We start from the raw sequence: 22,607 nt of genomic DNA, 5'->3' as shown, positions 1-22,607 counted from the left end.
CAATTAGAGGAGTTTTTATCTTACTACCTATCTATCTTTCATGAATTCCCAGGATCAGCAGAACAGCGATCGGATTGTACGCAATATTGATTATTTGCAGGTTTTAAAAAATCGCTGGAAGGAGGTCTTCCTGGTTTTCCTTCTGGTTTTGGTCATTTCCGTGGTGGTGACTTTCCTGATGCCCCCGGCTTACCAGACGAGGTGCCAGTTCCAGATCAAGCTGCCCAAGCCCGTCATGGAAATCGGCCAGGGAGGGGACGTGGTCGCCACCTCCAACGTCACGGCCAACTACATCCCCATGCAGTACTCCGTGCTGACTTCAACGGAAGTGCTGAAGATAGTATCCAAGAAACTGAACCTTGCCGCGGAGTGGGGGATGACGGATGAAAAAGCCGCCTCCAACCTGGCCGGCATGATCAAGGTGGCTCCCGTGCGCGCGACGGACCTGGTGGATGTGATTGTCTCCGGTCCGGATCCCAAACTGGTGCAGAACATCGCCAAAACGGTTCCGGAAGCCTACAAGCAGGACCGTGAAATGCGTGAAAACCGTCTGGTTGAAACCGCTATTAAAAGTTTGAAGGACGTCCTCCGGGAACAGGAAGACACCGTTAATGAAAAAATGATGGCTCTCAAGAAGCTGATTGCGGAGAGCTCCTACCTGCCCACTACCTGGAGGAACGGTGAAAACCGGAACACATTGACTGCCGGGATGGAAGAGGAAGACTTCCGGAATGCCAAATCCCAGGCCATGGCCTTTGAAAAGGATGAAAAGGAACTGGCTTCCTACGTGCAGGAACTTCAGCGCCTGCCTGATGACAAGCTGCTGGATTACGTGATCAGCTCTGACCTGCTGAATGCTGAATCCGTGGGCGCCAAGGCCCTGCGTGAAACCTATGCGGAATTTTCCGAAAAGCTCAAGGAGAAGGAAAACCTGAAAGCCCAGAACATCGGCCCCAAGCACCCCAAAATGCTGGCGCTGGTGGAGACGGAAAGAATCCTGTCCGACAAGCTGAACAAGGAGCTGATCGGGCTGCGTTCCTCGCTTAAAAGCAAGCTTGAAATGGTTTCCGCAAGCCGGAAGCACTGGGAGGAGACCGTGGCGCTTAAGGAAAAAGCCCTCCAGGACCATGTCTTGAAGGTGCCCATGTATGAGCAGGCCAGCCGTGATTATGACGCCGCCCTGGACCAGCTCAAGGACCTGTCTTCCCGCTACACGGATGAAATTGCCCGGCTGCGCGTTCCCCGTGACGCGGTTGAAATGTATGACCTGCCGGAATATCCCGCCGTTGCCTATAAGCCGAGCATCACCATCAATCTGGCGGTGGGTGCGAGCGTAGGGCTGCTGCTGGGCATCGGCCTGGCCCTCTTTCTGGAATTCATGGACACCTCCGTCAAGACGATGGAGGATGTGGAACGGGCTCTTCAGGTTCCCGTGCTGGGTATCATTCCCAAGAATGTCCCCATCCTCCATTCTTCCGATGTGCTGGGGCCGGATGCGGAAGCCTACCGGATACTGCGCACAAACATAGAATTCAACAAGAAGGGGCTGGAGGAAATTTCCCTGACGTTCGTTTCCGGCAGCGCCGGGGAAGGCAAGACCACCACCCTGTGCAACCTGGCCTACATCTGCGCCCAGGGCGGTTATGCCACCCTGATGATTGACGCTGACCTGCGCCGCTCAAAGCTTCACCGGTACTATGAACTGGATAATGAAGTGGGGCTTACCTCCTACCTGCTGGAAGACTACCCGCTGGAGGAAGTGATTTTCCAGACACCCATTGAAAACCTGTACGTGATGCCTGCGGGCCCCACTCCCTTTGACCCGTCCGGAACGCTGAACTCCCGCAAATTCAGCGAACTTCTCCAGGAGGTGAAACAGCGCTTCGACATGGTGCTGGTGGACTCCCCGCCCATCCTGGGCGTCAGTGACTCCGCCGTCATCGTGAGCGAGGTGGACATGACCCTCATGGTGGTGCAGCCGCGCAAACTGCCGCTGAAAGCCCTGCTGAGGCAAAAGCAGGTGATTGAATCCGTAGGCGGCAACTTGGCCGGGGTGGTCATGAATAATGTGGACATTACGTCTGATCATCAGTATCAATACTACACGACTTACTATTCCTATTATTCCGCGGATGGCGGTTCCTCCGGCGGGAACGTGGATGCCTCTTCCATGAAGAAGGCGGAACGTTCCGGCAAGGCCAAGGAGCTGGCCGCCAACCAGTCCCATGATAGTGAAGATCTGTACTAACTCCATCGCTCCATGAAAAAAGTTATCTGTTCCATCCTCTGTCTCCTGCTGGGTGCGGCGGGGCTGGCCTCCGCCCAGTCTCCGGATGCCGTGCCTGCCCACGGGACCATTGAAATCCAGGTGCGCGGCATTCCCAATGATGACGCTACCGCCATCTCCGGACAGTATCTGCTGGACGGTAACGGGACGATACGCATGCCCCAGCTTCCGGCGGGGCAGGACGTGCTGCGCGTGGTGGGCAAGACAGCCCGCCAGATAGAAGACATGCTGATGGCTGCCTATAAAAAGGCGGAACTGTATACGGCCCCCACCTTTCTGGTGAAAGTGCAGAGTTCCGACATGCACCTGACGGAGCACATCGTGCTGGTGAGCGGCGGCGTGGCCATGAAGAAAAACGTTCTGTGGCGGCGAGGCATGACTTTGCTGGAAGCGATTGTAGGCGCGGGAGACATTACGGACTTCGGTTCCCGGTACATCCAGGTGACGCGCGGCGGAAAAACCGTGACGTATGACTACTTCTCCATCCGGGACAGGGGTATCCCCATCCAGCCCAATGACCGTATTTTCGTTCCCCAGCGCGGGATTTTTGAAGGACGGCCCGCAAAACTCCTGCCCTGAAACATTCTTTCAGACCCGGCTTCCCGCAAGGAAGCCGGGTTTTTTATTGCCCTGGTTCTAGGGAATTCCCGTTGAACTCCGGACCCTGCTTTGGAAATGGACCGTGCATGGCTGGAGGGATATGGTAGGATCATAGCCGGAAAAAGCTTTTCGCAGGACCGTACGGCATCAGTGAAAACGCCGTTGGAAAGATTTTTCCCGTGCCTGGGAGGCTCCGTGTTCACCGGAATGAACGGGCTGCCGGGCGGAAAGAATTGACGGCCATGTACTTTCCGCCAGAGGCGTAGGCCCTTTTCAAGTGGTTGGATCATCCGGCTTCCGGGCATATATTGCGATGAAATGAGTTCAGTATGAATGTGAAAAACAGAAAAACGAAGAAAAATGTTGAACATTCGTGAGCTCAATGCATTTTTGGAATCTTCCAAAAATGTTAGAGTTTCATGCGGACTATCTGCGTGGAGCTTTGTATTTCCAATGTGAAATCCCATAAACCATGATATACCATTTTAAGAAAACGTTCATCGGAGTAGGAGGCCGCGAATACATTAACAACCCCAAGCTGAGCTTCCCGGCACATGTGAAAACCCGCCGCAAGGGAACGAACCCCAAATCCGGCCTGCCCTATGCGGAATGCGGCGGCGCGTTTGTGGAAACTTCCGCCATTGCGTCACAGCTCTGCTGCAGCGCGTCTGCCGCGCGCCAGTACCTGCACCGCCACGGCGCCCGTTTCCGCGTGGTCCGGAAGGGCACAGGCTCCCTGGCGCTGTACTGGCGGCGGCTGGATGTGGACCGTATTCTCGCCAGGCGGGAGCCCGTGCGCCGCCGCGTTCCTCCGTGCCATGTGGACATGGCTACGGCCGTCAGCATGCTGGGAGTGGTGCGGAGCTATATTTACAGGCTCGTGAAAAAGGGCCTGCTGCGGGAATACAGGTGCCGGATGAAGACAACCCGCGGATTCCGCGTGCGCTGTTTTTATAACCGGGAGGACCTGGAGCATATCCGGCTGCACGTGCTCCGGAAAAGATGATGGCGGAGCATGCCGGGCAGATGCGTTTTTGGCTTGAGCGCGGGCGGGATTGTGTCACGTTATGGGCATGATAGCTTTTCTGCGCGGCACGGTGGCGGAATCCTACCCCCAGCGGTTGATTCTGGATGTTCACGGCGTGGGGTATGAGGTGATTGTGCCCCTGTCCACCTTTGACAGGCTGAACCCTCTGCCCGGCAGGGAGCTGACGCTGAAAACCTACCTGCATGTCCGAGAGAACATGCAGGTGCTGTACGGCTTTGCCACGGATGCGGAGCGGGATATTTTCCTGCTGCTGATCGACCGCGTTTCCGGCATCGGCCCGGCCACGGCCATCGCCATCCTGGGTTCCCTGTCCGTGGAGCAGTTCAAGCAGGCGGTAGTCAGCGGGGACGTCTCCGGCATTGCCCGTGCCAAGGGCGTGGGCAAGAAAACGGCGGAACGCATCGTTCTGGAACTGAAGGACAAGGTAGGTCTGGCCGCCACGTGGGAGGCCCAGGCCCAGGGGGCCACCTCCCAGGCCGCCGGGGACGCGGAGCTGGCGCTGATTGCGCTGGGGTTCAAGCAGGTGGAGTCCCGCAAGGCGATTGCCGCCCATTTGAAGGACCATCCGGACGCGGATGCGGACGAGCTGATTCGCGCCGCCCTGCGTTCCATGAACTGACCGTACCGGCGGAGGGCTGCTTCCGCAAGCATTTGAATTCCATGGAGGAGCATTGTCCGCCTGGGGCGGCTCCCCTGCCTGCATGGGTGCGGGCACATACTGCCATGATGGGGGAACAATAGTGTTGACGGCTGGTTGAATCGTTTTTAAACTTACGGCGTCCATGGTGCTTAAATAAGCCCAGGACTAATAATTAATCAAATCTGAAGCCCTCAATCTTATGGCCAAATATGCTATTAACGGTTTTGGACGTATTGGTCGCAACGTACTGCGCGCCATGTCCAAGGAAGAACGCAACAAGGTTGTTGCCATCAATGACTTGACCCCCATTGAAATGATCGCCCACCTGCTCAAGTATGACTCCACGCAGGGCAAGTTTGACGGCGAAATCTCCATCGACGGCGAATATCTGGTTGTTGACGGTCACAAGATCCTCATCACCGTGGAACGTGACCCCGCCAACCTTCCCTGGAAGGACCTGGGCGTGGACGTCGTTCTGGAATCCACCGGCCTGTTCACCAAGCGTGACGCCGCCAAGAAGCACCTGGCCGCCGGCGCCAAGAAGGTGCTCATTTCCGCTCCCTCCCCGGATCCCGACCTGACCTTCGTTCTGGGCATCAATGACAGCGAATACGATCCCGCCAAGCATGACATCGTTTCCAACGCTTCCTGCACCACCAACTGCCTTGCTCCGATGGTGAAGGTGCTGGACGACAAGTTCGGCATTGAAAAGGGCATGATGAGCACCATTCACTCCTACACGAATGACCAGCGCATCCTGGACCTTCCGCACTCTGACCCCCGCCGCGCCCGCGCCGCCGCGATCAACATCATCCCCACCACCACCGGCGCCGCCAAGGCCATCGGTGAAGTGATGCCGAACCTGAAGGGTTCCCTGAACGGCGCCTCCTTCCGCGTTCCTACCCCGACCGGTTCCCTGACCGACTTCGTGGCCGTTCTCAAGAAGAACGTGACTGTGGAAGAAGTGAACGCCGCCATGAAGGAAGCCGCTGAAGGCCCGCTGAAAGGCATTCTGGACTACTCCGAGGAAGCCCTGGTTCTCCAGGACATCGTTTCCGACCCCCACTCCTGCATCTTTGACTCCGGCTTCACGTATGTGGTCGGCGGCAACCTGGTGAAGGTCTGCGGCTGGTACGACAACGAATGGGGTTACTCCAACCGCGCCGCTGAAGCCATGAAGAAGCTGGGCGACAGCCTGGGCTGCGGCTGCTCCTGCGGCAAGTAAGTTCCTCCGGAACAACGCTTGCTCTTCAGTTGCACGACAAGTCTTGCCGGTTGCCTGCATCAACCCTCCGGTTCATGAACCGGGTTTGTCCAGGCGGCCGGGGATTTATCCGGGAGGGCAGAAATGCCCTCCCTTTTTTATTCCATTGAACCAAACAATATAGACCGATATGGCTAAACTTACTGTACGTGACCTTGATGCCAAGGGCAAGGAAGTCCTGATGCGCGTTGACTTCAACGTTCCCCTCAAGGATGGGGAAATCACCAATGACGCCCGCATCGTTGCGGCTCTTCCCACCATCAAGTTCCTGCTGGACCAGGGCGCCCGCGTCGTCCTGACCTCCCATCTGGGCCGTCCCAAAAATGAACCTGATGCCGCTTTCTCCCTGAAGCCCGTTGCGGCCCGTCTTTCCGAACTGCTCGGCAAGGAAGTGAAATTCGTTCCCGCCGCCATCGGCCCGGAAGCGGAAGCCGCCCGCGCCGCCATGAAGGACGGTGACGTGGTCCTGCTGGAAAACGTCCGCTTCTACCCCGGTGAAAAGAAAAACGATCCGGAATTCGCCAAGGCCCTCCTGGGCAACGCCACGCTGTTCGTGAACGACGCGTTCGGCACCGCGCACCGCGCCCACGCTTCCACGGAAGGCGTGACGCATTTTGCGGAAAAGAGCGCCATGGGCTTCCTGATCGAACGCGAGCTGGAATACCTGGAAGGCAAGCTGGAAAACCCGGAAAAACCCTTCGTGGTGATCATGGGCGGCGCCAAGGTGTCCGACAAGATTGAAGTGCTTTCCAAGCTGATGGAAAAGGCTGATACGTTCCTCATTGGCGGAGCCATGGCCAATACGTTCCTGGCGGCTGAAGGCTATGACCTGGGCGCTTCCAAGATTGAAGGCGACAAGCTGGACCTGGCCCGTGAAATCCTGGCGGAAGCCAAGGCCAAGGGCGTGAAGTTCCTGCTTCCGGCTGACGTGCGCGTAGCCATGAAGTTTGAAGACGGCGCGGAAACTTTCTGCACGGCTCCCTTCGCGGAAGGCGGCAAGGTGCCGGAAGGCGGCATGGCCATCGACATTGGCGACAAGGCCATTGAAGAATTCTCCGCCATCATCAAGGGCGCCAAGACCGTTCTGTGGAACGGCCCGATGGGCGTGTTTGAAATGGACTGCTTCGCCAAGGGCACCAAGGAAATCGCGGAAGCCCTGGCGGATTCCTCCGCCATCTCCATCGTGGGCGGCGGCGACTCCGTGACGGCGGCCAAGAAATTCAAGGTCCAGGACAAGCTTTCCTTCTGCTCCACGGGCGGCGGCGCCTCCCTGGAACTGCTGGAAGGCAAGGTGCTCCCCGGTGTGGGCGCCCTGACGGACAAGTGCGGCTGCTGCTGCCAGAAGTAGCCCGTTAACAGGCTGCGGAGCGTTTTTCCGCCCGGCAGCTTGGGTCAATCCCTTCATTCCCCGTTCCCGTCTCCGGGTGCGGGGAATTTTTTTGCCTGCCGGCTGCCGCGGGTAAAGGCACGGCAGTCCCTTTTTGGGCTTGCTCTGCGTGCGGCTCCGGCTAGGCTGATGATGTATGAAGATGCTGCGTTGCCTTCCGGCTGTTTTTCTGTGGTGCTCTCCCGTGCTTGCGGCGCACTCCCCCGGTGCGGAAAAAGAGGATCGGGGAGCGTACCCCGCAAAGTACATGCTGCTGGAATCATCCTCCCGCGACCGGCAGAGCCTGTCCACGCCCGTGGCCTCCTATGTGGACGGGGAAGGCAGGGAAGTGGCGCTCATCGGAGCCATTCATGTGGCGGAGGCGGCCTATTATGCGCGCCTGAACAAGCTGTTCAGCGGGTATGATGTGGTGCTGTTTGAAATGATTGGCGGAGAGGGGTTGCAGCGGGAGCAGGAACTGCGCCGCAAGCTGGACCGCAGCAAGCCGCTGGGCGGCCTGACGCTGGAAGAGGCGCGTGAATGGAACCGGATTGTGGAATGGAGGAGAAAAAGCGCTGAGGAGGAAAAATCCTTCCTGCTGGGGCTGCTGGGCAGCGCTTATCAGAAATTGAGTGACGCGGTGGGCTTGCAGACCCAGTACCAGGGCATTGACTATTCCGCGCCCCGTTTTGTCCATGCGGACATGACGCTGGAGGAGTTCCGGCAGGCGCAGGCCAGGAAGGGGGAAAGCTTTGCCGGGCTGATGCTTAAATCCTTTTTGTCTTCCCTGGTGGAGAAGCCCCGCGCGTACCAGCCGAATGAATTCGGCCTGATGCTGGATTTGCTTTCCGGAAATAAAAAGGGGCTGAAAAATGAACTGATGCGCATTTTTGCCAATGCACCGGAGGACCTGGAAAATACCGTGATTCTGGAAGGGCGGAATGCCAAATGCATGGAAGTGTTTGACCAGTGGGGCGGCAGGAACGTGCGCAAAATAGGCATTTTTTACGGGGCGGCCCACCTCCCCGGCCTGCATCAGGAACTGGTGAAGCGCGGCTACCGCCTCCGGGACGTCCAGTGGCTCCCGGCGTGGAGCACCACGGAGGAAGCGGCCGGGGAACGCGGCAGGAGCTGACTTTTTCCGCTTTTCCGTGGTTTCCGGCTGGCGTGAATTAGCGTTCCGGGAGGCAGGAATACTACTTGCCCGCGGGAACCAGGCGGGCAATGCCGCCGCCCTTCACGCGCATGGTGAAGGGAAGGGTGTCTCCGGAAGAAAATTCCCCGGTTTCCACCTTCCAGCCGTCGTTCCGTTCAGGCAGGTCGCGGAGGATGGTGGCCCGGTACGCCGTCTTCCGGTCCAGGAAGTCCAGGGGAATGGAGACCGTGCGTTCCCGCCCGTCCCCGTTCATCAGGGCAATGTACCACTGGTTCCCGGAGCGCCGGGCGAAGGCGGCGCATTCCCCGATGGCGGACGGCGGCAGAACGATGGTTTCATCCCATGCGGAGGGAATATTCCGGACGGCTTCGCGTTCCGGGGAGCCCTTCGGAAAGGCGGCTTCCATGTCCGCGGGGCTGGAAACCCAGTGGAGGATGGGGGATGTGTAAATGATGTTGGCCGCCATCTGGAGGGGCCAGGAGGAGCCGCGCAGTTTCTCTCCGTGGCCGAAGTAGCCGCCCGTGAAATCGGCATGCCCGGAGATGAGGCGCGTGAAGGGCAGCGCGCAGTAATGCCGGCCGTCTATGGCCGCCCAGATATTCTGTTCTCCGCCGTAGATGCCTTCCCGGCTCATTTCATGCGGCCAGGCGCGTTCCTCCCCGGTGGGGGTATTGGCTCCGTGGAAGTTGACCATGAGCTTGTTCTTTGCCAGGTTTTCCGCCACGGCGTCATAAAAAGCCAGGCGTTCCTGTGAGGCGGAATCCATGAAGTCTATCTTGATTCCCTTGATGCCCGTTTGGGCAAGGGCGCTGAAAAAACTGCGCATGCTTTCCCAGTTGTTGGCGGGATTGTTGACGTCTGACCAGCGCACCCATACCCAGATTCCTACCTTTTTACCTGCGGCGTAGCGGACCAGCCGGGCGATCTTTTCCATGCTTTCCGGCAGGGTCTTGCCCCATTTCTTCCATCCTTCATCCACCAGGTGGTATTCCCAGCCGAAGCCGGAGGCCATATCCACAAAGGCGTACTGGTCTTCTTCCAGAACCTTCCCCCGGTCCCACCAGGTCCAGGTGGAGCGGCCCGGCTTGATCCAGGGCGTTTTGGCTCCGTCAGGGAAAAGGTTTTTGTCCGGCTCCGGAGCCAGGGAGGGAATGATGTCGTTCCGGACCAGGCCGTTGAGATCGTCATTCACTAGAACGACCCGCCAGGGCATTTCCACGGAGGAGGGGACGGAAAAGCCGTGCGGGTCCTGGAAATGCACCGCCTGGCAGGCGCCGTCCTGAAGGGAAAATTTAATGCCGCTCCACTGCTTGTTGAAGTTGGCGGCTTCCTGGATCAGGGCGAAGCCTCCGTCCGGCAGTTCCGCCGTAACCGGCATGGTGCGGACATGGCTGCGGGGATTGCCGGGGTCCTTCTTGAAATCTGCTATCCTGGCCGGGGACCACACTCCCTCGCAGGGGCCCAGCGCGGAATGGGCGTCCTGGGTCCACAGGACGGCCTGCTCCGGGAAAGTGAAGGAAGTCTTTTCCTCCCCGATGCGGAGAGCAGGCTTTTTCTTCATGTCCTCCGTCCATTCATAGCGGAAGGCTACGCCGTTATTGAAGACGCGGGCGCGGAGGCGCAGGGCGGAGTTGTCCCCGGAAGCCACGTATTCGTTAAAATGGACGGAGGCGGAGGGGTACTTGCCGCGCGTTTCAAAGGTCTCGTGAACATTTTCCCTCACCTTTTCCACGCTCCATCCCGTGATGCCGTCCGCAACGCCGGAGCCGTTCACGGCGATGCCGAGCGCGGAAGGTTCCAGAATAACCCGGTCTTTTTTATTCAGGGAATGTCCGGCCTTTCCGTCCCGGGCCGTCAGGTTCCAGGTGACCAGGCCGTCCGGGGATGCCAGGGCGGCGGAGGGTTCCCCGGCCCGGACGGTTCCGGATATGGCCAGTATGGCGATGCTGCTGAGGGTGATCAGGTTCTTCATAACGTCTCCTTTCATGGAATACGTCCCGGCGCGCCGTTTCATTACAAGGAAAGCGTCCGGAGGAAAAAGCGGCCCCGTGTCAAATGTTCTTCAGCATTTCCAGCGCCTCCCGGAGCTTGTCTGCGGGGGCGGTGCCGGCCAGCCGCGGGAATTTGTTGGACAGCAGAATAAAATCCCCGTTCCTGGTGAGCATCAGGCGCTGCCCGCTGATCTCCACCATGGAGATGTTGGCCATGGAAGCCAGTATCTTGATTTTATGGGAATCCAGCAGGTAATGCACCGTTTCCGGTGCGGGGCCGAAGCGGTCTTCCCACGCGCGGAGCAGGGCGTCCGCCTCCTTCAGGGTGCGGACTGCCGCCAGGTCCTTGTACGCGGCGATGCGCAGGGCGGCATCGCTGATGTAGTCACGGGGCAGGAAGGCGCCCAGATAATCCTTGCGGGATTTGGCGGCGAACTGCGTCTCGCTGTTCACGATGAAATCTGTTCTCAGCGCCGCGTCCGGCCGCGGTGCCGTGTGCTTGCCCTGCATGTGGGAGATGGACTGCTGGAGAAGCTGGCAGTACAGGTCAAAGCCGATGGCGGCAATGTGGCCGCTCTGCTGGGTGCCCAGCAGGTTGCCCGCGCCGCGGATTTCCAGGTCCCGCATGGCTATCTTGAAGCCGGAACCCAGTTCCGTGTACTGCTTAATGGCGGAGACGCGCTTGCGGGCGTCTCCCGTGGTGGCGGCGGACCGGGGAAGCATGAGGTACGCGTAGGCGCGGTGCCCGGCGCGGCCCACGCGGCCCCGGAGCTGGTACAGGTCCGCCAGGCCGAAGCGGTCCGCACGGTCAATGATGATGGTGTTGGCGTTCGGGATGTCGATGCCGGATTCAATGATGGTGGTCGCCAGCAGGATATCCGCCTCCCCGTTCACGAAGGTGCGCATGACCTTTTCCAGCTCGTCCTTGGGCATCTGCCCGTGGCCGATGACGATGCGGGCCTTGGGAACCAGGGCCTGGATGCGGTCCCGGAACAATTCGATGGTCTTGACCCGGTTGTGCAGCAGGAAAATCTGGCCTCCGCGTTCCAGTTCACGCTCCATGGCCTTCTTCATGATGCGTTCGTCATAGGGGCATACGCTCGTCTGCACGGGCTGCCGGTTGACGGGCGGCGTCTCAATGGAGCTCATGTCCCGCGCGCCCATTAGGGCAATATACAGCGTGCGTGGAATGGGCGTGGCGGACAGCGTGAGCACGTCGATGCCCTTGAAGCGTTCCTTGAACTTTTCCTTGTGCCGGACGCCGAAGCGCTGCTCCTCGTCAATCACCACCAGGCCCAGGTTCTTGATGGAAACGTCGTCCGAGATGAGGCGGTGCGTGCCGATGACGATGTCCACGGCACCCGTCCTCAGCCCTTCCAGCGTGGAGCGGACGTTCGCCGCGCTGCTGAAGCGGCTGAGCATTTCAATCCGCACGGGATATTCGCTCATGCGTGACTTGAATGTCCGGAAATGCTGTTCCGCCAGCACGGTGGTGGGCACCAGCACGGCTACCTGCCGTCCGCCCGTCACGCACTTGAAGGCGGCGCGGATGGCCACCTCCGTCTTGCCGAAGCCCACGTCCCCGCAGATCAGGCGGTCCATGGGGCGGGGGCCTTCCATGTCCGCCTTCGTCTGGGCGATGGCGCGGAGCTGGTCCTGCGTCTCCCGGAAGGGGAAGGAGCTTTCAAACTCCCACATCCATTTGCTGTCCGGCGGGTGGCTGTAGCCCTTTCCGGTCTGGCGCTCCGCCTGTACGTTCAGGAGCTGGGCGGCGTAATCCGCCACGGAGCGTTCCGCGGACTTCTTGGCGCGCTGCCATTTGGCGTCCCCCAGCTTGTTGAGTTCCGGCGTCTTGCTCCCCAGGCCGATGTACCGTGAAACCAGGTGTGCCTGGCTGAGGGGGACGTGCAGGATGGTGTTGTCCCGGTAAAGGATGTTCATTTCCTCGTCTCCGGAATCCGGGGAAGTGGAAATATTGATGAACTTGCCGATGCCGTAGCTGGTGTGAACCACCAGGTCCCCGGGGTTGATGTCCTTCAGGGAGGCCTGCGCACGGGCCTTGCGCGCCTTGTCTTCCCGGCTGGCGCGGCGGCGCGCGGTGGCGGACTGGTACCTCCCGAACAGTTCCGAGGAAGAAAGCACAGCCGTTTTTGCGCCCGGAATGCTGAAGCCCGCGGGCAGGTCCCCGCGCAGGGCGGTAATGGAAAGCAGGGCGGGCGTTCCGGCGCAGATGTCCCGGAAGCGCTCCTCCTCCCCTTCATTGGGAAAAAACATGCTGACGTTCCATTTACGGTCCAGCCATTCGCGGATCTGGCGTTCCGCCAGCTCCCGGCGCATCTCCTGCATCACGAAGTCCCCGGCGTCAAAGCTTCCCAGGGGATTCTCATGGATGGCCAGGGAAAAGTCCTCCTCTCCTTCCGCATTCTCCGGCGGGGCGGTGAGGATGCATGCGTTTCCACGTTCCTTGCAGAAGGGGGCGGTGATCACCATGTCTCCCGGTTTGATCCAGTCCCGGAGGGTCTCCACGCCCGCCGCCTCCGCCAGCACCAGGTTGACGTGCTCCACCTTCCGGAAGGAAATCTGGGAATCTACGTCAAATTCCCGGATGGATTCAATCTCGTCATCAAAAAACTCCAGGCGCACGGGGTGGGAGGACTGGAGCGGAAAAATGTCCAGAATGCCGCCGCGGCGCGACCACTGCCCGCGGGAAATGACCTGCGGAACCCCTTCAAAGCCTGCCTCCGCAAACAGCTTGATCAACTCGTCCGGAGCGTGGGTTTCTCCCGTTTTCAGGGTCATCCCCTGGTTCTGCATGCCGTTGACGGAGGGTACCTCGTCATTCAGGCTGCCTTCCGCCACCACGATGGTCTGCCTGCCCGGGTGCCCGGAAGCAATGCGGTGAAGGACATTCAGTCGTTCTGCGGCGAGTTCCGGATCGCCTACTTCCTCCCCAAGCGCCACTTCTTTTTCCGGGACGAACAGGATGTTTCTTACTCCCCATGTTTCCAGCTGCGCGGCAATGGATTCCTGCGCCCGCAGGTGGGGCGCGACCACCCAGGCGCGGGCGGCGTCCGGAATGGCGCGGATGCACAGGGCAGCCACAAACGGGACGCCCGGCAGGGAAGTGTGGTCGAAAACCGCCTGTTCCTCCGTGCCCAGTTTGGCCAGCTCCCGGTGGAAGGGTGCGGTCCGGGCCACCCTGTCCATCAGGGCGGATATGGAAACGTCTTCTGCCATGCGTGTCTGATAACCCCTGCTGTCAGGGAGTGTGCCGCCTTTCCCTGCCATGTCAACGGTTTTTCAGGGCACAGACTGTCCGCAGCATTCCCTCCGGGGCACACGGAGCGCGGTTCAGGAAGAAGCGCGGAAGCGGATTTTAATGCCCGCCTTGCGCCATTTCTGTTCAATCTCCTTGGCCAGCTCCTCATAGCTGCGGCCGTCAAGGAGGAGTTTCTGAGCTTCCTTCTCCCTGGCGCCGGACTGGATGGCCTTCATGTAATCCTTGATGCGCTGGCCGTCCCCCTTGCCGTCCATGTGGTAAAAATAATACGCCATCAGGGCGGCCAGCCCGTAATTCAGGTTGGCGTTCGCCCCCGTGAACTGGTCGTAAGGCATATTCATGTAGGACTCCAGGCCGGGAGCCTCAAAGTCATCCCCCAGGGCGCGGCCCCCGGTGTTCTTCTTGCCGTATTCCGTCACGCGGGCAACGATGTGGGACCGGTTGGCGCCAAAGTTGAAACGGCCTCCGGAATACGGGGTCATTCCCATGTATTCCGCGGAGCCTTCACAGAACCAGCTTGCCTGCTTGGCCTCCGGGGACATGAGCTGGTGCGTCAGTTCATGGATGAGGGTGGAGGAATCCTTGTCACGGTCAATGATGTACGTGCTTCCCATGGTCTTGACGCCCAGGGAATCGAACGGAACCAGGATTTTGCCGCGGTCTCCGGGGCGCGTCGTCCCCAGGAAAATGCCTGCCGTGCCTTCACGTCCCCCGTTTTCCAGATAGGTGCTGAATTTCTCGTACAGGTAGGCGGGGAATTTGGCGGAATCGTCATGCGGGGGAATGTTGCCGATGGGCAGGGACTTGTTCGCCAGGTGGGTAGCTTCAAACAAAAGCCCCAGCCGCTTGATCATGCCCGCTCCCAGCCTGGCGTCACAAATAAAGCGGAAGTGGGGCGTTTCATAAATATACTCCCCTTTTTCCTCCTTGATGGTTTCCACCTTGAAATTGTCCGGGCATTTGACGGTCCGGGGCCATGGCAGGTGGTAATTGTCCGCGGGATTGGCGGAGGAATTCCCCTTTCCCTGTTCCGCAATGAAATCCCGGTCTCCCTGGGAAAGCTGGGCCAGGGGGATGGAGACGGTCTGGCCGCCGGAACGTTTCAGCACGGCCTTCTGGCCGTCCAGCTTGACGAACTCGGCTTCCAGGCTTTTTCCCTGGACGCTGGTCCAGGTGCGGCCCTGGGCCGTGGGAAGGAGGGAGAGGGAGCACAGGGCTCCCGCCACCAGGCAGAGGCATGCGGTATTCTTCATCAGGCGGGGTGGGGTGTTGGGAGAGTTGCAGCGGTCAGTGTCGGGGACGCGGAAGCGTCAGGAGCAGCAGGCCGCAGAACAGCATCAGGCACCCTGACGCCGCCAGCGTGGTGGTCAGCGGAACGCCCTGGTCCTTGAACCATCCCCCGAAGAAGGAGATAAGGGCGCCCACGCCCGCGGACGTGAGGTTGAGGAGGCCGTAGCCGGTTGCGGAATAACGCTCGTCAATATGGGAGCGTAGCACAGGCATGAGGGTGGCGTCCAGCGATCCTTGCGCCAGCCCCTGCGTAGCGACCAGCCCCAGCATGAGCACGAGGGGTACCGCAATGTCCCAGCCGAAGATGCCGGGCAGCAGCGCCAGCACCACCAGTGGGCCGGAGATGGTGAAGGTGATGCCCGGCACCAGGGCGCGGGCGCGCTTATTGCGCTTGTACCACATGTCCGCCAGGATGGCGCCGCCCAGCACGGCCACGTACTTGGCTACGGAGCTCCACAGGGTGGCGGCGGGGCCGGCCTCCGCGGAGGAAAGCTGGTATTTATCCTGCAGCAGGGTGGGGTACCAGGTGAGCAGGAACCAGTTCCCGGCGCCTGCAAAGGCCACCACGGCCAGGAGCATCCACATGGGGCGTCCGCTCAGCAGGCTGGAGAGGACGGCTCCGGTGGAAAGATTGGAGGCGGGTTCCTTGATAACCTGCTCGTCATTGTCCACATTGATCAGCACAGTCTTTTCCTCCGGTTTGGAGGGCTTCCGCGCCAGGGCCGTATCCGCCGGAGCCTTGCCGGGGTCTTTCAGGAACAGGATGAGGACGATGGCGTACGCCACGCCGATCAGGCCGAACAGGGCGAAGGTCATGCGCCAGCCCGTCCATGAAGCCATGGTGGCGCCGAAGCCGGCTACGGCCATGCCTACGTAAATGCCGCTCATGTGCAGGCCCGTGGCGATGGAGCGCGTGCTGCCCCGGTGGTAATCCGTAATCAGGGCCAGGGCGGCGGGAATGTAAAAGGCCTCACTGATGCCCATGGCGCCGCGCGCAATGAGCAGGGACGTGTAATCCTCCGCATGGCCGGTCCACCACGTGACCACGGACCAGACGACGAGGGAGCACAGGATCATCAGGCGGCGGCTGTAACGGTCCGCCAGAAAGCCCCCCACGGGGCTGAGCAGGGCGTAAATCAGCAGGAAGACGGAGGTAACCATGCCGAACTGGGCCTCCGTCTGCGGAATGTCCCGGACGATGGGTTCATGCAGGGCGGAAAGAAGCTGGCGGTCAAAGTAGTTCAGCATCACCACGAACCACAGGACGATCACGGCCACCCAGGCCCACAGGCCGGGCCTGGTATTGGGGTCCGTAACGGCGGAGACGTTTTTAACGCCGTGGCGCATGGCGGAAACGATGATGATGGCCATCACGATGATGGTCAGGATAAGGACGGCGTAATCAACCATGCTCATTTCAAAATGGTAGCCCGCGGTGGCGGAGGCGTTCACGGCGGTCCGCACCCCCGGAGCGGTTTCCCCGCTGATGGTCATGATTCCGGTACCCTTGACGACTGCGGGCGCCGTGGCGATGCCTACGGGCCATTCCCCTTCATGCGTCCAGGTGTTCTTGATGACGTCATAAGCCAGGATGTCCCTGGACTGGACCACGGGCCTGGACGCGTCCGGCGTGTTGCCGCGCTTGTCCCCGCCAATCAGGAGGATGGCGTTTTCACGTACCGGGGCCGGGCCTGCGGCGGCGGCCACGGGCGTTCCCGGTCCGGCGAGGGGCTGCTTGCTCATGGCGCCCCACTCGGAGGGATTGTTGGACGTCATGTTATAATCAATCAGGTCGGAAAGGTACGTTCTGGCGGTTTCTCCGGAGGGGTCTTTGGAAAGGGTGCAGCCGCCCACGATGAAGAGCGTGCCGTCACAAATGGCGGCGGTGGAAAGAATGCGGCCCGGACCATGGAAGGGCGGCAGCTGCTGCCACTTCATCCTGGCCGTATCCGGCGTGGTATCCAGCATGTAAACGGTATTGAGGGCGGCTTCCGGCTGTTCCGCGTTCCGTCCGCCGATGACGAACAGCTTGTTCCCGTGGAAGGCGCAGGCGGCTTCAGTAATGGGAACGGGGAGGGGGGGCAGTTTCTCCACGGAACCGTCAGCCTTGATCAGCAGGGCGTCCGCCAGGATGCCTTCCGCGTTATGGCCGCCGGCTACCGCCAGCCCCTTGCCTACGCTGCCGAAGGCGGCATAACCCAGGGGAACGGGAAGTGTTCCGGCCTTGCTCCATTGGCCGTTGCGGAGCTTGAAAATATCCTGGTGGTACACCTTGGGGCCGCGTTCCTCCGGAGTGGCGGCTCCCGGCGCGGCCTGGGGAAAGTTGGCCCCGCCCGCGGCAATGATGGACTGGGTGCCGTCATGTTCCGTAACGGTTCCGGCCACCATTCCGGCGCGGCCGACCGGGTCCGGCAGGTCCGGTATGGTGCCGGCGGGCTGAACCTCCACGGAAAAAGAGGCATTGGCGGCGGGGGACGCAATCAGCACCAGGGCGGCGAGAGCGGAGCCCCATGCGCTGGAGAAGCGGGCAAGGTAACGTGAAAGGTGCATAGGCTGGAAAATATTGCTTGGGATCAGAAAGAAAAATCAGGAAAGGGTGATTCCCCACACTTCATGGGAACGCCTGCCGGGTTTGAGTTCCCCGTTTATTGCGGCAAAACCGCCCTGCCACGCACAGCACGGAAGGACCGCCCTGGGCGCCGCGATGGAGCCGCCGTCGTGCCAGGTCATGGACGCCGTATCCAGGCACAGGGACTGGTTGTTGAACCCGGGATTGGTCTGCGGGGTGTACTTTTTCCCGGAGCCGTCATCCCCGCCCAGCAGGTAAATAACTCCGGTCCGGGAAACCGGGGCCGGGGTGGGGGCGGCGGCAATGGCGTAAGGCATCTCCGGCAGGCGGGACCAGCCGTGTTCCGGGGTGAAGCGCCAGGCCTCCGTCAGCAGTTCCCTGACCTGCCTGCCGTCCTGCTCCTTCAGGCCGATGCCGCCCAGTACATAAAGAACTCCGTCCGCTGCGGCCATCTGGTGCAGGAAGCGTCCGCGGCCCGGCAGGGGTGCCAGCTCCTGCCAGCCCCGGTCCGGCTGGCGCGCATCCAGCATGAACATCCGGTTGGTGCAGTCCTGTTCCCCCGGGCGTTCACAGCCCCCCGTCAGGTAAACCTTTCCGTCCAGAACGGCGGCGGCCGTGTAAGCCAGGGCTATGGGAAGGGGAGGGAAGGGAGTCACGGTCACGGCGCCTTCTGCCGCGCTCAGCAGGTAAACGTCTTTCCGGTGGCCTTCCTTGTCACAGCCGCCGATGCACAGCAGCCCTTCTTCAATGCTGGCGGAGGAGCCGTACGCGTAGGGAGAGGGGAGCGTTCCGGCCTCCGTCCATGCGGCGGCCTCCGGCGCCAGCGTAAAAACGCGGTCCGTCCACGTTTTGGCGCCGCCTTCAAGCATGGGTTTATCCGGGAAATTGGTGCCTCCGGCACAAATCATTGTTTCTCCGTGGGTTCCTGCATACATGCCGGCGAAACCTTCCGGATCCGGAAGAGAGGGTAGGGGGCTCCAGGATGAAGAATAAAGACTCATACAAATATAAAGGATTCGCGTAATGCTAACGAAAAGCGGGCCGCTGCGCCAGAATTAACCTCTGGTCCTATTTTTTTTGAATAAATTCCTTCCCCTGCGCCTCTTACCAACGTAGAAGAGGAGAATCACATGAAGCATGGAACCTGTTTTTTAATATTGTGCGCCCTGTTGCCCGCCGCCCTGGCGGAAAACATGACCCTGAGGTCCGGAAGGGTGCTTAAGGATGCCAGCGTGGTATCTTCCGGTGATGACTTTGTCAGCGTCCAGTATACGGACGGCGTAGCCAAGGTTCCTTACAAGGAGCTGACGGACGAACAGCAAAAGGATTACAGGATGACGCCGGAGGAGGTGGAGGCCAGGCTGGGCCAGCGGCGCCTGGAGGATGCGGCGCGGAGAAAGAAGGCGGAAGAGGCCAGGAAGGCGGCGGATGAGGAAGCCAGGAAAATCCGGGAATCCCTGTCTGAGGCGGAACGGCACCCCCGCTATCTGGAAGGGGCGGACATCGCCCGCATGTTTTTACTGATGGGGGAACTCACCAAGGTGGAAGCTGAAGTCATGGCCCTGCAATGGAATGCCCTGGAAGCGGACCGTGTGGGGCTGTCGGAGGAAGCCCGCGTATTCCGCGCGAGGGCCGGAACGTACCAGGACCAGGTAAGCGCCATCCGCAAAAAAAGGGAATCCGCGGAACAATACTGGCAGGACCTGGAAAAGAAATACCTGGCACTGAAAGACGGAACCCAGAAAAAGATTGCGGACCTGAACAAGCAGGTCTCCCAGTTGCAGGGGGAAGTGCGGGACGTAGCCAGCCAGCCGAGAACGGAGCGCATCATCGTCCCCCCGATCATCCGGACATGGAACTATCCTCCCCCTCCCGTGATTATCCGGCCCCTTCCTCCCCGGCCGCCCAGGCCTTACCCCGTCCCGCCGCGTCCCGTTCCCATCCCCACCAAGCCCAACATGCGCGTGGGGTAGGGGCTGTTTGCCGGGATTTCTCTTCTTTTCTTACGGTAGCCGTGTGGCGGATTCCGGCACGGACGGGCAAGCCTGCGGCTGTTCATGGAACTGACGCGGCAGACTGCGGAAAAGCCTTCTTTCCTGCAAAGGGGAAGGTCAGGCCCCGGGCAGGGGGAACAACTCCATGCGGCCAGCGTTAAAGGCGGCCAGATGGCGGAACCCGGCCTGGCGGGCCAGTTCCGCGGCGCGCTCAAAATCCCGGCCAACATCCTCCGGCTTGTGGGCGTCTGAACTGATGGTGAGGGGAATGCCCATCTCCGCCGCCATTTTCAGGAACTGTGCGTCCGGATACTGCTCGGCGCACTTGTTGCGCCATCCGGCGGTATTAAGTTCCAGGCACGCGCCGGATTCCCGGATGGCTTCCAGCGCGGGTTCATAATAAGGGCGCAGGTCTCCGGCAGGGCGGAACCCGAATTTCTTGATCAGGTCCGCATGGCCCATGATCTGGAACAGGCCGGAGGCCGCCATGTCCCGGTAGCGTTCCCAGTACTGCGCCCAGGCGTCCTCCACGGCCGTCCGGTTCCAGAAATCCATCTTGTAGGGATTGTCAAACTCCTCCTTCTCTCCCAGGTAATGGACGGAGCCGATCAGGTAATCCCACCCGTGCAGGCTCCGCAAATGCTCTATCCACGGCTCAATGCCGGGGAACCAGTCGCATTCCAGCGCGGTGCGGACCGCCAGGCCGTGCGGCGCGGCAAGCTCCCGGGCCTCCGTGAGCCAGTCCAGATAGGCCGGCATGTCCGCCTGCTTCATGCGCCAGTCGTCAAAAGGCTCGCCGGGCATGGGGGCGTGGTCTGAAATGCCGTATTCCCGCAGTCCGGCGCGCACGGCTGACTGCACATATTCCTGCGGAGTGCCGGAGGCGTGCAGGCACAGGGGGGTATGGGTATGGTAATCGCAGTACATGGGGAAAAGCCCATGCTAGCACGGCGGCGCGGGCGGTTCAATACGGAGGACGTATTTGCCGATTATTTGCCGTCTTTGACTTTATGGGTTGATTTTATGGACGGGATTTTCTAGAGTCGCGTTGAATAGGACACGTGACATATGAGTGATTGGCAAGGCTTTTCCCCGCTGAATGATTTCACAGGACCGCTCCTGGACAACCTGAAGCGTCATCCCAAGCGCATTGTTTTTCCGGAAGGGGAGGACGTGCGCGTATTGCGCGTGTCTGAACGCTTCGTGGCGGAGAAGGCCGGGGTGCCCATCCTGCTGGGCCGGAAGGAAGTCATCCGGAGAATGGCGGAAATGAACGGAATTTCCCTGAAATTCGTCCGAATCATTGAACCGGAAAAAAGCTCAGACCTTCAAATGTTCTGCGACCGCTATGAACGCGCGGAGCAAATGTTCGGCAACGGACTGCCCATGAACACGCGTGAAATCGTCTCCGAACCGGTCCACTTTGCCGCCATGATGGTTCTTTACGGCCAGGCGGACGCCATTGTGGCGGGGAACATGAAAAGGGTGGCCTCCGTCTTCCGCGCCGTGAACAAATACCGGCAGGACCCCGTTCCCACCAAGCCCCTTTTTGCCATCTCCATTGTATTGGTTCCCGAATTTGCCAAAAAATTCGGCGGCCGCGGCATCTACTTCCTGGCGGATACGGGCGTGACGCCTGATCCTACGGTGGAAAACATGGCCTACTTTGCCGTGGAAACGGCCAAAATGGCCCGGCACATGCTTGGCAAGAGCGTCCGCGTCGCCATGTTGAGCGCGTCCACGGACGGCTCTGTGCCGGAACTGGCCGCGGACCGCACCAGGGCCGCTACGGCGCTGGCACGCAGCATGGTGCAGAAGGATTGCCTGAATAATGAAATCTCCGTGGAAGGGGAAATCCAGATTGACGCCGCCCTGTCTCCGGACTCCTACAGCGTGCGCGTGCACCGCAACTCCATGCTGCAGCCCAGTGACGTATGGGTCTTCCCGACCCTGGATGCGGCTGACATTTCCAAAAAGCTGATCTGCATGATGCCCTCCGTATACAACTACGGCCTCATTCTGGGCGGACTGCTCTTCCCGATCGCCCAGCTTCCGCGATTGACGGATGAAGACCGGATGTTCGGCACTGCGCTGGTGGTGGGGAATGAAGCCATTAAATTCCACCTGCTGTATCCGCAGGGGGTTGCTCCCCTTTATTGATCGGCGGCGCATCCTTGACCAGAAGGCGCTTCTCCTTGCGCACGGCCAGCTTGCCTCCGGGCAGGGAAGTGCGGGAAGGGCCGCCTGTATCCAGGATATTCATGACCCGGAGCACGGCCTCTTCCGTCAGATCGGGAACATTCCGGCGGCGCAGGTAATCATGAACGGCGCATTGCCTCAGTTCCGCGGGGAGCTGGTTCACCTTCGGCAGGAACAGGCGTCCCTGCGGATCCGTCAGGTTCATGGAATCCAGGGCCTGGGAAAGCGCCGTGCGGATTTGGTTCTCCACCCGGCAGGCGCGTGAAAAGGAAAGGCTGGTATCCCGCCGGAACAGAGCATCCAGCCTGGGGATAACCTCATGGCGCAGGGCATTCCTGGTGTACTCCGTGGACTGGTTGCTGGCGTCCTCCCTCCATGGAATGCGGTGATGGGCCAGGTATGCGGTGATCTCCTCCTGGGAAAAATCCAGCAAGGGACGTACAACGGTCAGTCCGTTGGCCCACGTGGAAACGGGAGACATGCCGTGAATTCCGGAAGCGCCGCGGCACAGGTGAAGCAGGGCCGTCTCCTGCTGGTCGTTCCGGTGGTGGGCCAGCGCTACGAGCGCGCCCGGATGGGCTGCGGACCACTTCAGGAAAAGCTCCTGCCGTGCATGCCGTGCCGCTTCCTCAAGGGACATGCCCCCGGCACGGGCCATGGTGCGGACGTCCGCCCGTTCCCAAACGCAGGGAATCCCCAGGGAGGAGGCATGCTGGCGTACGAACTGCGCCTCCTCGTCCGCCTCCGGCCGCAAGCCGTGGTGCACGTGGCAGGCAACCAGGTTGCAGCCCGGCATGCCGGACAAGAGGGAAAGAAGGGCCATGGAATCCCGTCCGCCGCTGATGCCGGCCAGGACGGGACGTCCGGAACGCAGAAGCTCCGCAGACTGGCTGTCAAAATGGTCCGGTGTCAACATCATGCCG

The 22,607-nt window shown here is 60.5% G+C and carries 16 protein-coding genes; 9 read left to right on the top strand and 7 right to left on the bottom strand.

What is annotated here, in order from left to right; genetic code table 11:
- Positions 1-40: 40 nt before the first annotated feature.
- The 7 genes from CXU21_RS05225 to CXU21_RS05195 all read left to right on the top strand — a co-directional run bounded on the left by CXU21_RS05225 (position 41) and on the right by CXU21_RS05195 (position 8,340).
- Positions 41-2,248, top strand: a complete 2,208-nt coding sequence (locus CXU21_RS05225) for a polysaccharide biosynthesis tyrosine autokinase (RefSeq protein WP_102714690.1) — start codon at positions 41-43, stop codon at positions 2,246-2,248.
- A 12-nt stretch (positions 2,249-2,260) separates the two neighbouring features.
- On the top strand, positions 2,261-2,866 hold the full coding sequence (locus CXU21_RS05220) for a polysaccharide biosynthesis/export family protein (RefSeq protein WP_102714688.1): 606 nt from the start codon (positions 2,261-2,263) through the stop codon (positions 2,864-2,866).
- Positions 2,867-3,359: 493 nt separating this feature from the next.
- Complete coding sequence (locus CXU21_RS05215; RefSeq protein ID WP_102714686.1) at positions 3,360-3,893, top strand: hypothetical protein; 534 nt, start codon at positions 3,360-3,362, stop codon at positions 3,891-3,893.
- Between the two features lie 67 nt (positions 3,894-3,960).
- Positions 3,961-4,554, top strand: a complete 594-nt coding sequence (gene ruvA, locus CXU21_RS05210; RefSeq protein WP_102714792.1) for a Holliday junction branch migration protein RuvA — start codon at positions 3,961-3,963, stop codon at positions 4,552-4,554.
- A 220-nt stretch (positions 4,555-4,774) separates the two neighbouring features.
- On the top strand, positions 4,775-5,800 hold the full coding sequence (gap, locus tag CXU21_RS05205; protein WP_102714684.1) for a type I glyceraldehyde-3-phosphate dehydrogenase: 1,026 nt from the start codon (positions 4,775-4,777) through the stop codon (positions 5,798-5,800).
- A gap of 169 nt (positions 5,801-5,969) precedes the next feature.
- Positions 5,970-7,187 (top strand): phosphoglycerate kinase, encoded by a 1,218-nt coding sequence (locus CXU21_RS05200; RefSeq protein ID WP_102725295.1) that lies wholly within the window; start codon positions 5,970-5,972, stop codon positions 7,185-7,187.
- 286 nt (positions 7,188-7,473) lie between these two features.
- Positions 7,474-8,340, top strand: coding sequence for a hypothetical protein (locus tag CXU21_RS05195; RefSeq protein WP_102725294.1), 867 nt, complete (start codon positions 7,474-7,476; stop codon positions 8,338-8,340).
- Between the two features lie 61 nt (positions 8,341-8,401).
- Here the strand turns inward: CXU21_RS05195 and CXU21_RS05190 are convergent, their stop codons facing one another.
- From CXU21_RS05190 to CXU21_RS05170, 5 genes are all read right to left on the bottom strand, one after another.
- Positions 8,402-10,333, bottom strand: a complete 1,932-nt coding sequence (locus tag CXU21_RS05190) for a glycoside hydrolase family 97 protein (protein WP_180972661.1) — start codon at positions 10,331-10,333, stop codon at positions 8,402-8,404.
- Between the two features lie 79 nt (positions 10,334-10,412).
- The gene (gene mfd / locus CXU21_RS05185; protein WP_180972660.1) at positions 10,413-13,589 is read right to left on the bottom strand and encodes a transcription-repair coupling factor; all 3,177 of its coding nucleotides are present in this window, start codon (positions 13,587-13,589) and stop codon (positions 10,413-10,415) included.
- A gap of 114 nt (positions 13,590-13,703) precedes the next feature.
- Entirely contained in the window at positions 13,704-14,885 is a 1,182-nt protein-coding gene (locus tag CXU21_RS05180; protein WP_102725291.1) for a hypothetical protein, read from the bottom strand.
- Positions 14,886-14,919: 34 nt separating this feature from the next.
- The gene (locus CXU21_RS05175) at positions 14,920-17,472 is read right to left on the bottom strand and encodes an MFS transporter (RefSeq protein WP_102725290.1); all 2,553 of its coding nucleotides are present in this window, start codon (positions 17,470-17,472) and stop codon (positions 14,920-14,922) included.
- Positions 17,473-17,508: 36 nt separating this feature from the next.
- Positions 17,509-18,399 carry a hypothetical protein gene (locus tag CXU21_RS05170; RefSeq protein ID WP_146016966.1) on the bottom strand — a complete coding sequence of 297 codons (891 nt, stop codon included), beginning with the start codon at positions 18,397-18,399 and terminating at the stop codon, positions 17,509-17,511.
- Positions 18,400-18,621: 222 nt separating this feature from the next.
- Between CXU21_RS05170 and CXU21_RS05165 the strand changes: the two genes are divergently transcribed.
- Positions 18,622-19,464 (top strand): hypothetical protein, encoded by an 843-nt coding sequence (locus tag CXU21_RS05165; RefSeq protein ID WP_180972659.1) that lies wholly within the window; start codon positions 18,622-18,624, stop codon positions 19,462-19,464.
- A 138-nt stretch (positions 19,465-19,602) separates the two neighbouring features.
- Here CXU21_RS05165 and CXU21_RS05160 read toward each other — a convergent pair whose 3' ends face one another.
- Positions 19,603-20,412: a histidinol-phosphatase gene (locus CXU21_RS05160; protein WP_102725287.1), complete on the bottom strand. Its 810-nt coding sequence runs from the start codon at positions 20,410-20,412 to the stop codon at positions 19,603-19,605.
- A gap of 141 nt (positions 20,413-20,553) precedes the next feature.
- On the opposite strand from CXU21_RS05160, the gene CXU21_RS05155 reads away from it, so the two are divergent.
- Positions 20,554-21,645 carry a phosphate acyltransferase gene (locus tag CXU21_RS05155; protein WP_102714664.1) on the top strand — a complete coding sequence of 364 codons (1,092 nt, stop codon included), beginning with the start codon at positions 20,554-20,556 and terminating at the stop codon, positions 21,643-21,645.
- Here CXU21_RS05155 and tilS read toward each other — a convergent pair.
- Positions 21,599-22,603: a tRNA lysidine(34) synthetase TilS gene (gene tilS, locus CXU21_RS05150; RefSeq protein ID WP_102725286.1), complete on the bottom strand. Its 1,005-nt coding sequence runs from the start codon at positions 22,601-22,603 to the stop codon at positions 21,599-21,601. The two genes, CXU21_RS05155 and tilS, sit on opposite strands and share 47 nt — an antisense overlap.
- Positions 22,604-22,607: the final 4 nt, after the last annotated feature.

Origin of the sequence: Akkermansia muciniphila (assembly GCF_002884975.1) — a bacterium.
Lineage (GTDB): Bacteria > Verrucomicrobiota > Verrucomicrobiia > Verrucomicrobiales > Akkermansiaceae > Akkermansia > Akkermansia muciniphila_C.
This window is presented reverse-complemented; position numbering and strand designations above follow the sequence as displayed.

Coding starts and splice junctions, on each gene's coding strand:
- CXU21_RS05195 (WP_102725294.1), top strand. CDS start 7,474: ATGCTGCTGGAATCATCCTCCCGCGACCGGCAGAGCCTGTCCACGCCC.
- ruvA (WP_102714792.1), top strand. CDS start 3,961: ATGATAGCTTTTCTGCGCGGCACGGTGGCGGAATCCTACCCCCAGCGG.
- mfd (WP_180972660.1), bottom strand. CDS start 13,589: ATGGCAGAAGACGTTTCCATATCCGCCCTGATGGACAGGGTGGCCCGG.
- CXU21_RS05225 (WP_102714690.1), top strand. CDS start 41: ATGAATTCCCAGGATCAGCAGAACAGCGATCGGATTGTACGCAATATT.
- CXU21_RS05170 (WP_146016966.1), bottom strand. CDS start 18,399: ATGATTTGTGCCGGAGGCACCAATTTCCCGGATAAACCCATGCTTGAA.
- gap (WP_102714684.1), top strand. CDS start 4,775: ATGGCCAAATATGCTATTAACGGTTTTGGACGTATTGGTCGCAACGTA.
- CXU21_RS05165 (WP_180972659.1), top strand. CDS start 18,622: ATGAAGCATGGAACCTGTTTTTTAATATTGTGCGCCCTGTTGCCCGCC.
- CXU21_RS05190 (WP_180972661.1), bottom strand. CDS start 10,333: ATGAAGAACCTGATCACCCTCAGCAGCATCGCCATACTGGCCATATCC.
- CXU21_RS05215 (WP_102714686.1), top strand. CDS start 3,360: ATGATATACCATTTTAAGAAAACGTTCATCGGAGTAGGAGGCCGCGAA.
- CXU21_RS05175 (WP_102725290.1), bottom strand. CDS start 17,472: ATGCACCTTTCACGTTACCTTGCCCGCTTCTCCAGCGCATGGGGCTCC.
- CXU21_RS05200 (WP_102725295.1), top strand. CDS start 5,970: ATGGCTAAACTTACTGTACGTGACCTTGATGCCAAGGGCAAGGAAGTC.
- CXU21_RS05220 (WP_102714688.1), top strand. CDS start 2,261: ATGAAAAAAGTTATCTGTTCCATCCTCTGTCTCCTGCTGGGTGCGGCG.
- CXU21_RS05180 (WP_102725291.1), bottom strand. CDS start 14,885: ATGAAGAATACCGCATGCCTCTGCCTGGTGGCGGGAGCCCTGTGCTCC.
- CXU21_RS05160 (WP_102725287.1), bottom strand. CDS start 20,412: ATGTACTGCGATTACCATACCCATACCCCCCTGTGCCTGCACGCCTCC.
- tilS (WP_102725286.1), bottom strand. CDS start 22,603: ATGATGTTGACACCGGACCATTTTGACAGCCAGTCTGCGGAGCTTCTG.
- CXU21_RS05155 (WP_102714664.1), top strand. CDS start 20,554: ATGAGTGATTGGCAAGGCTTTTCCCCGCTGAATGATTTCACAGGACCG.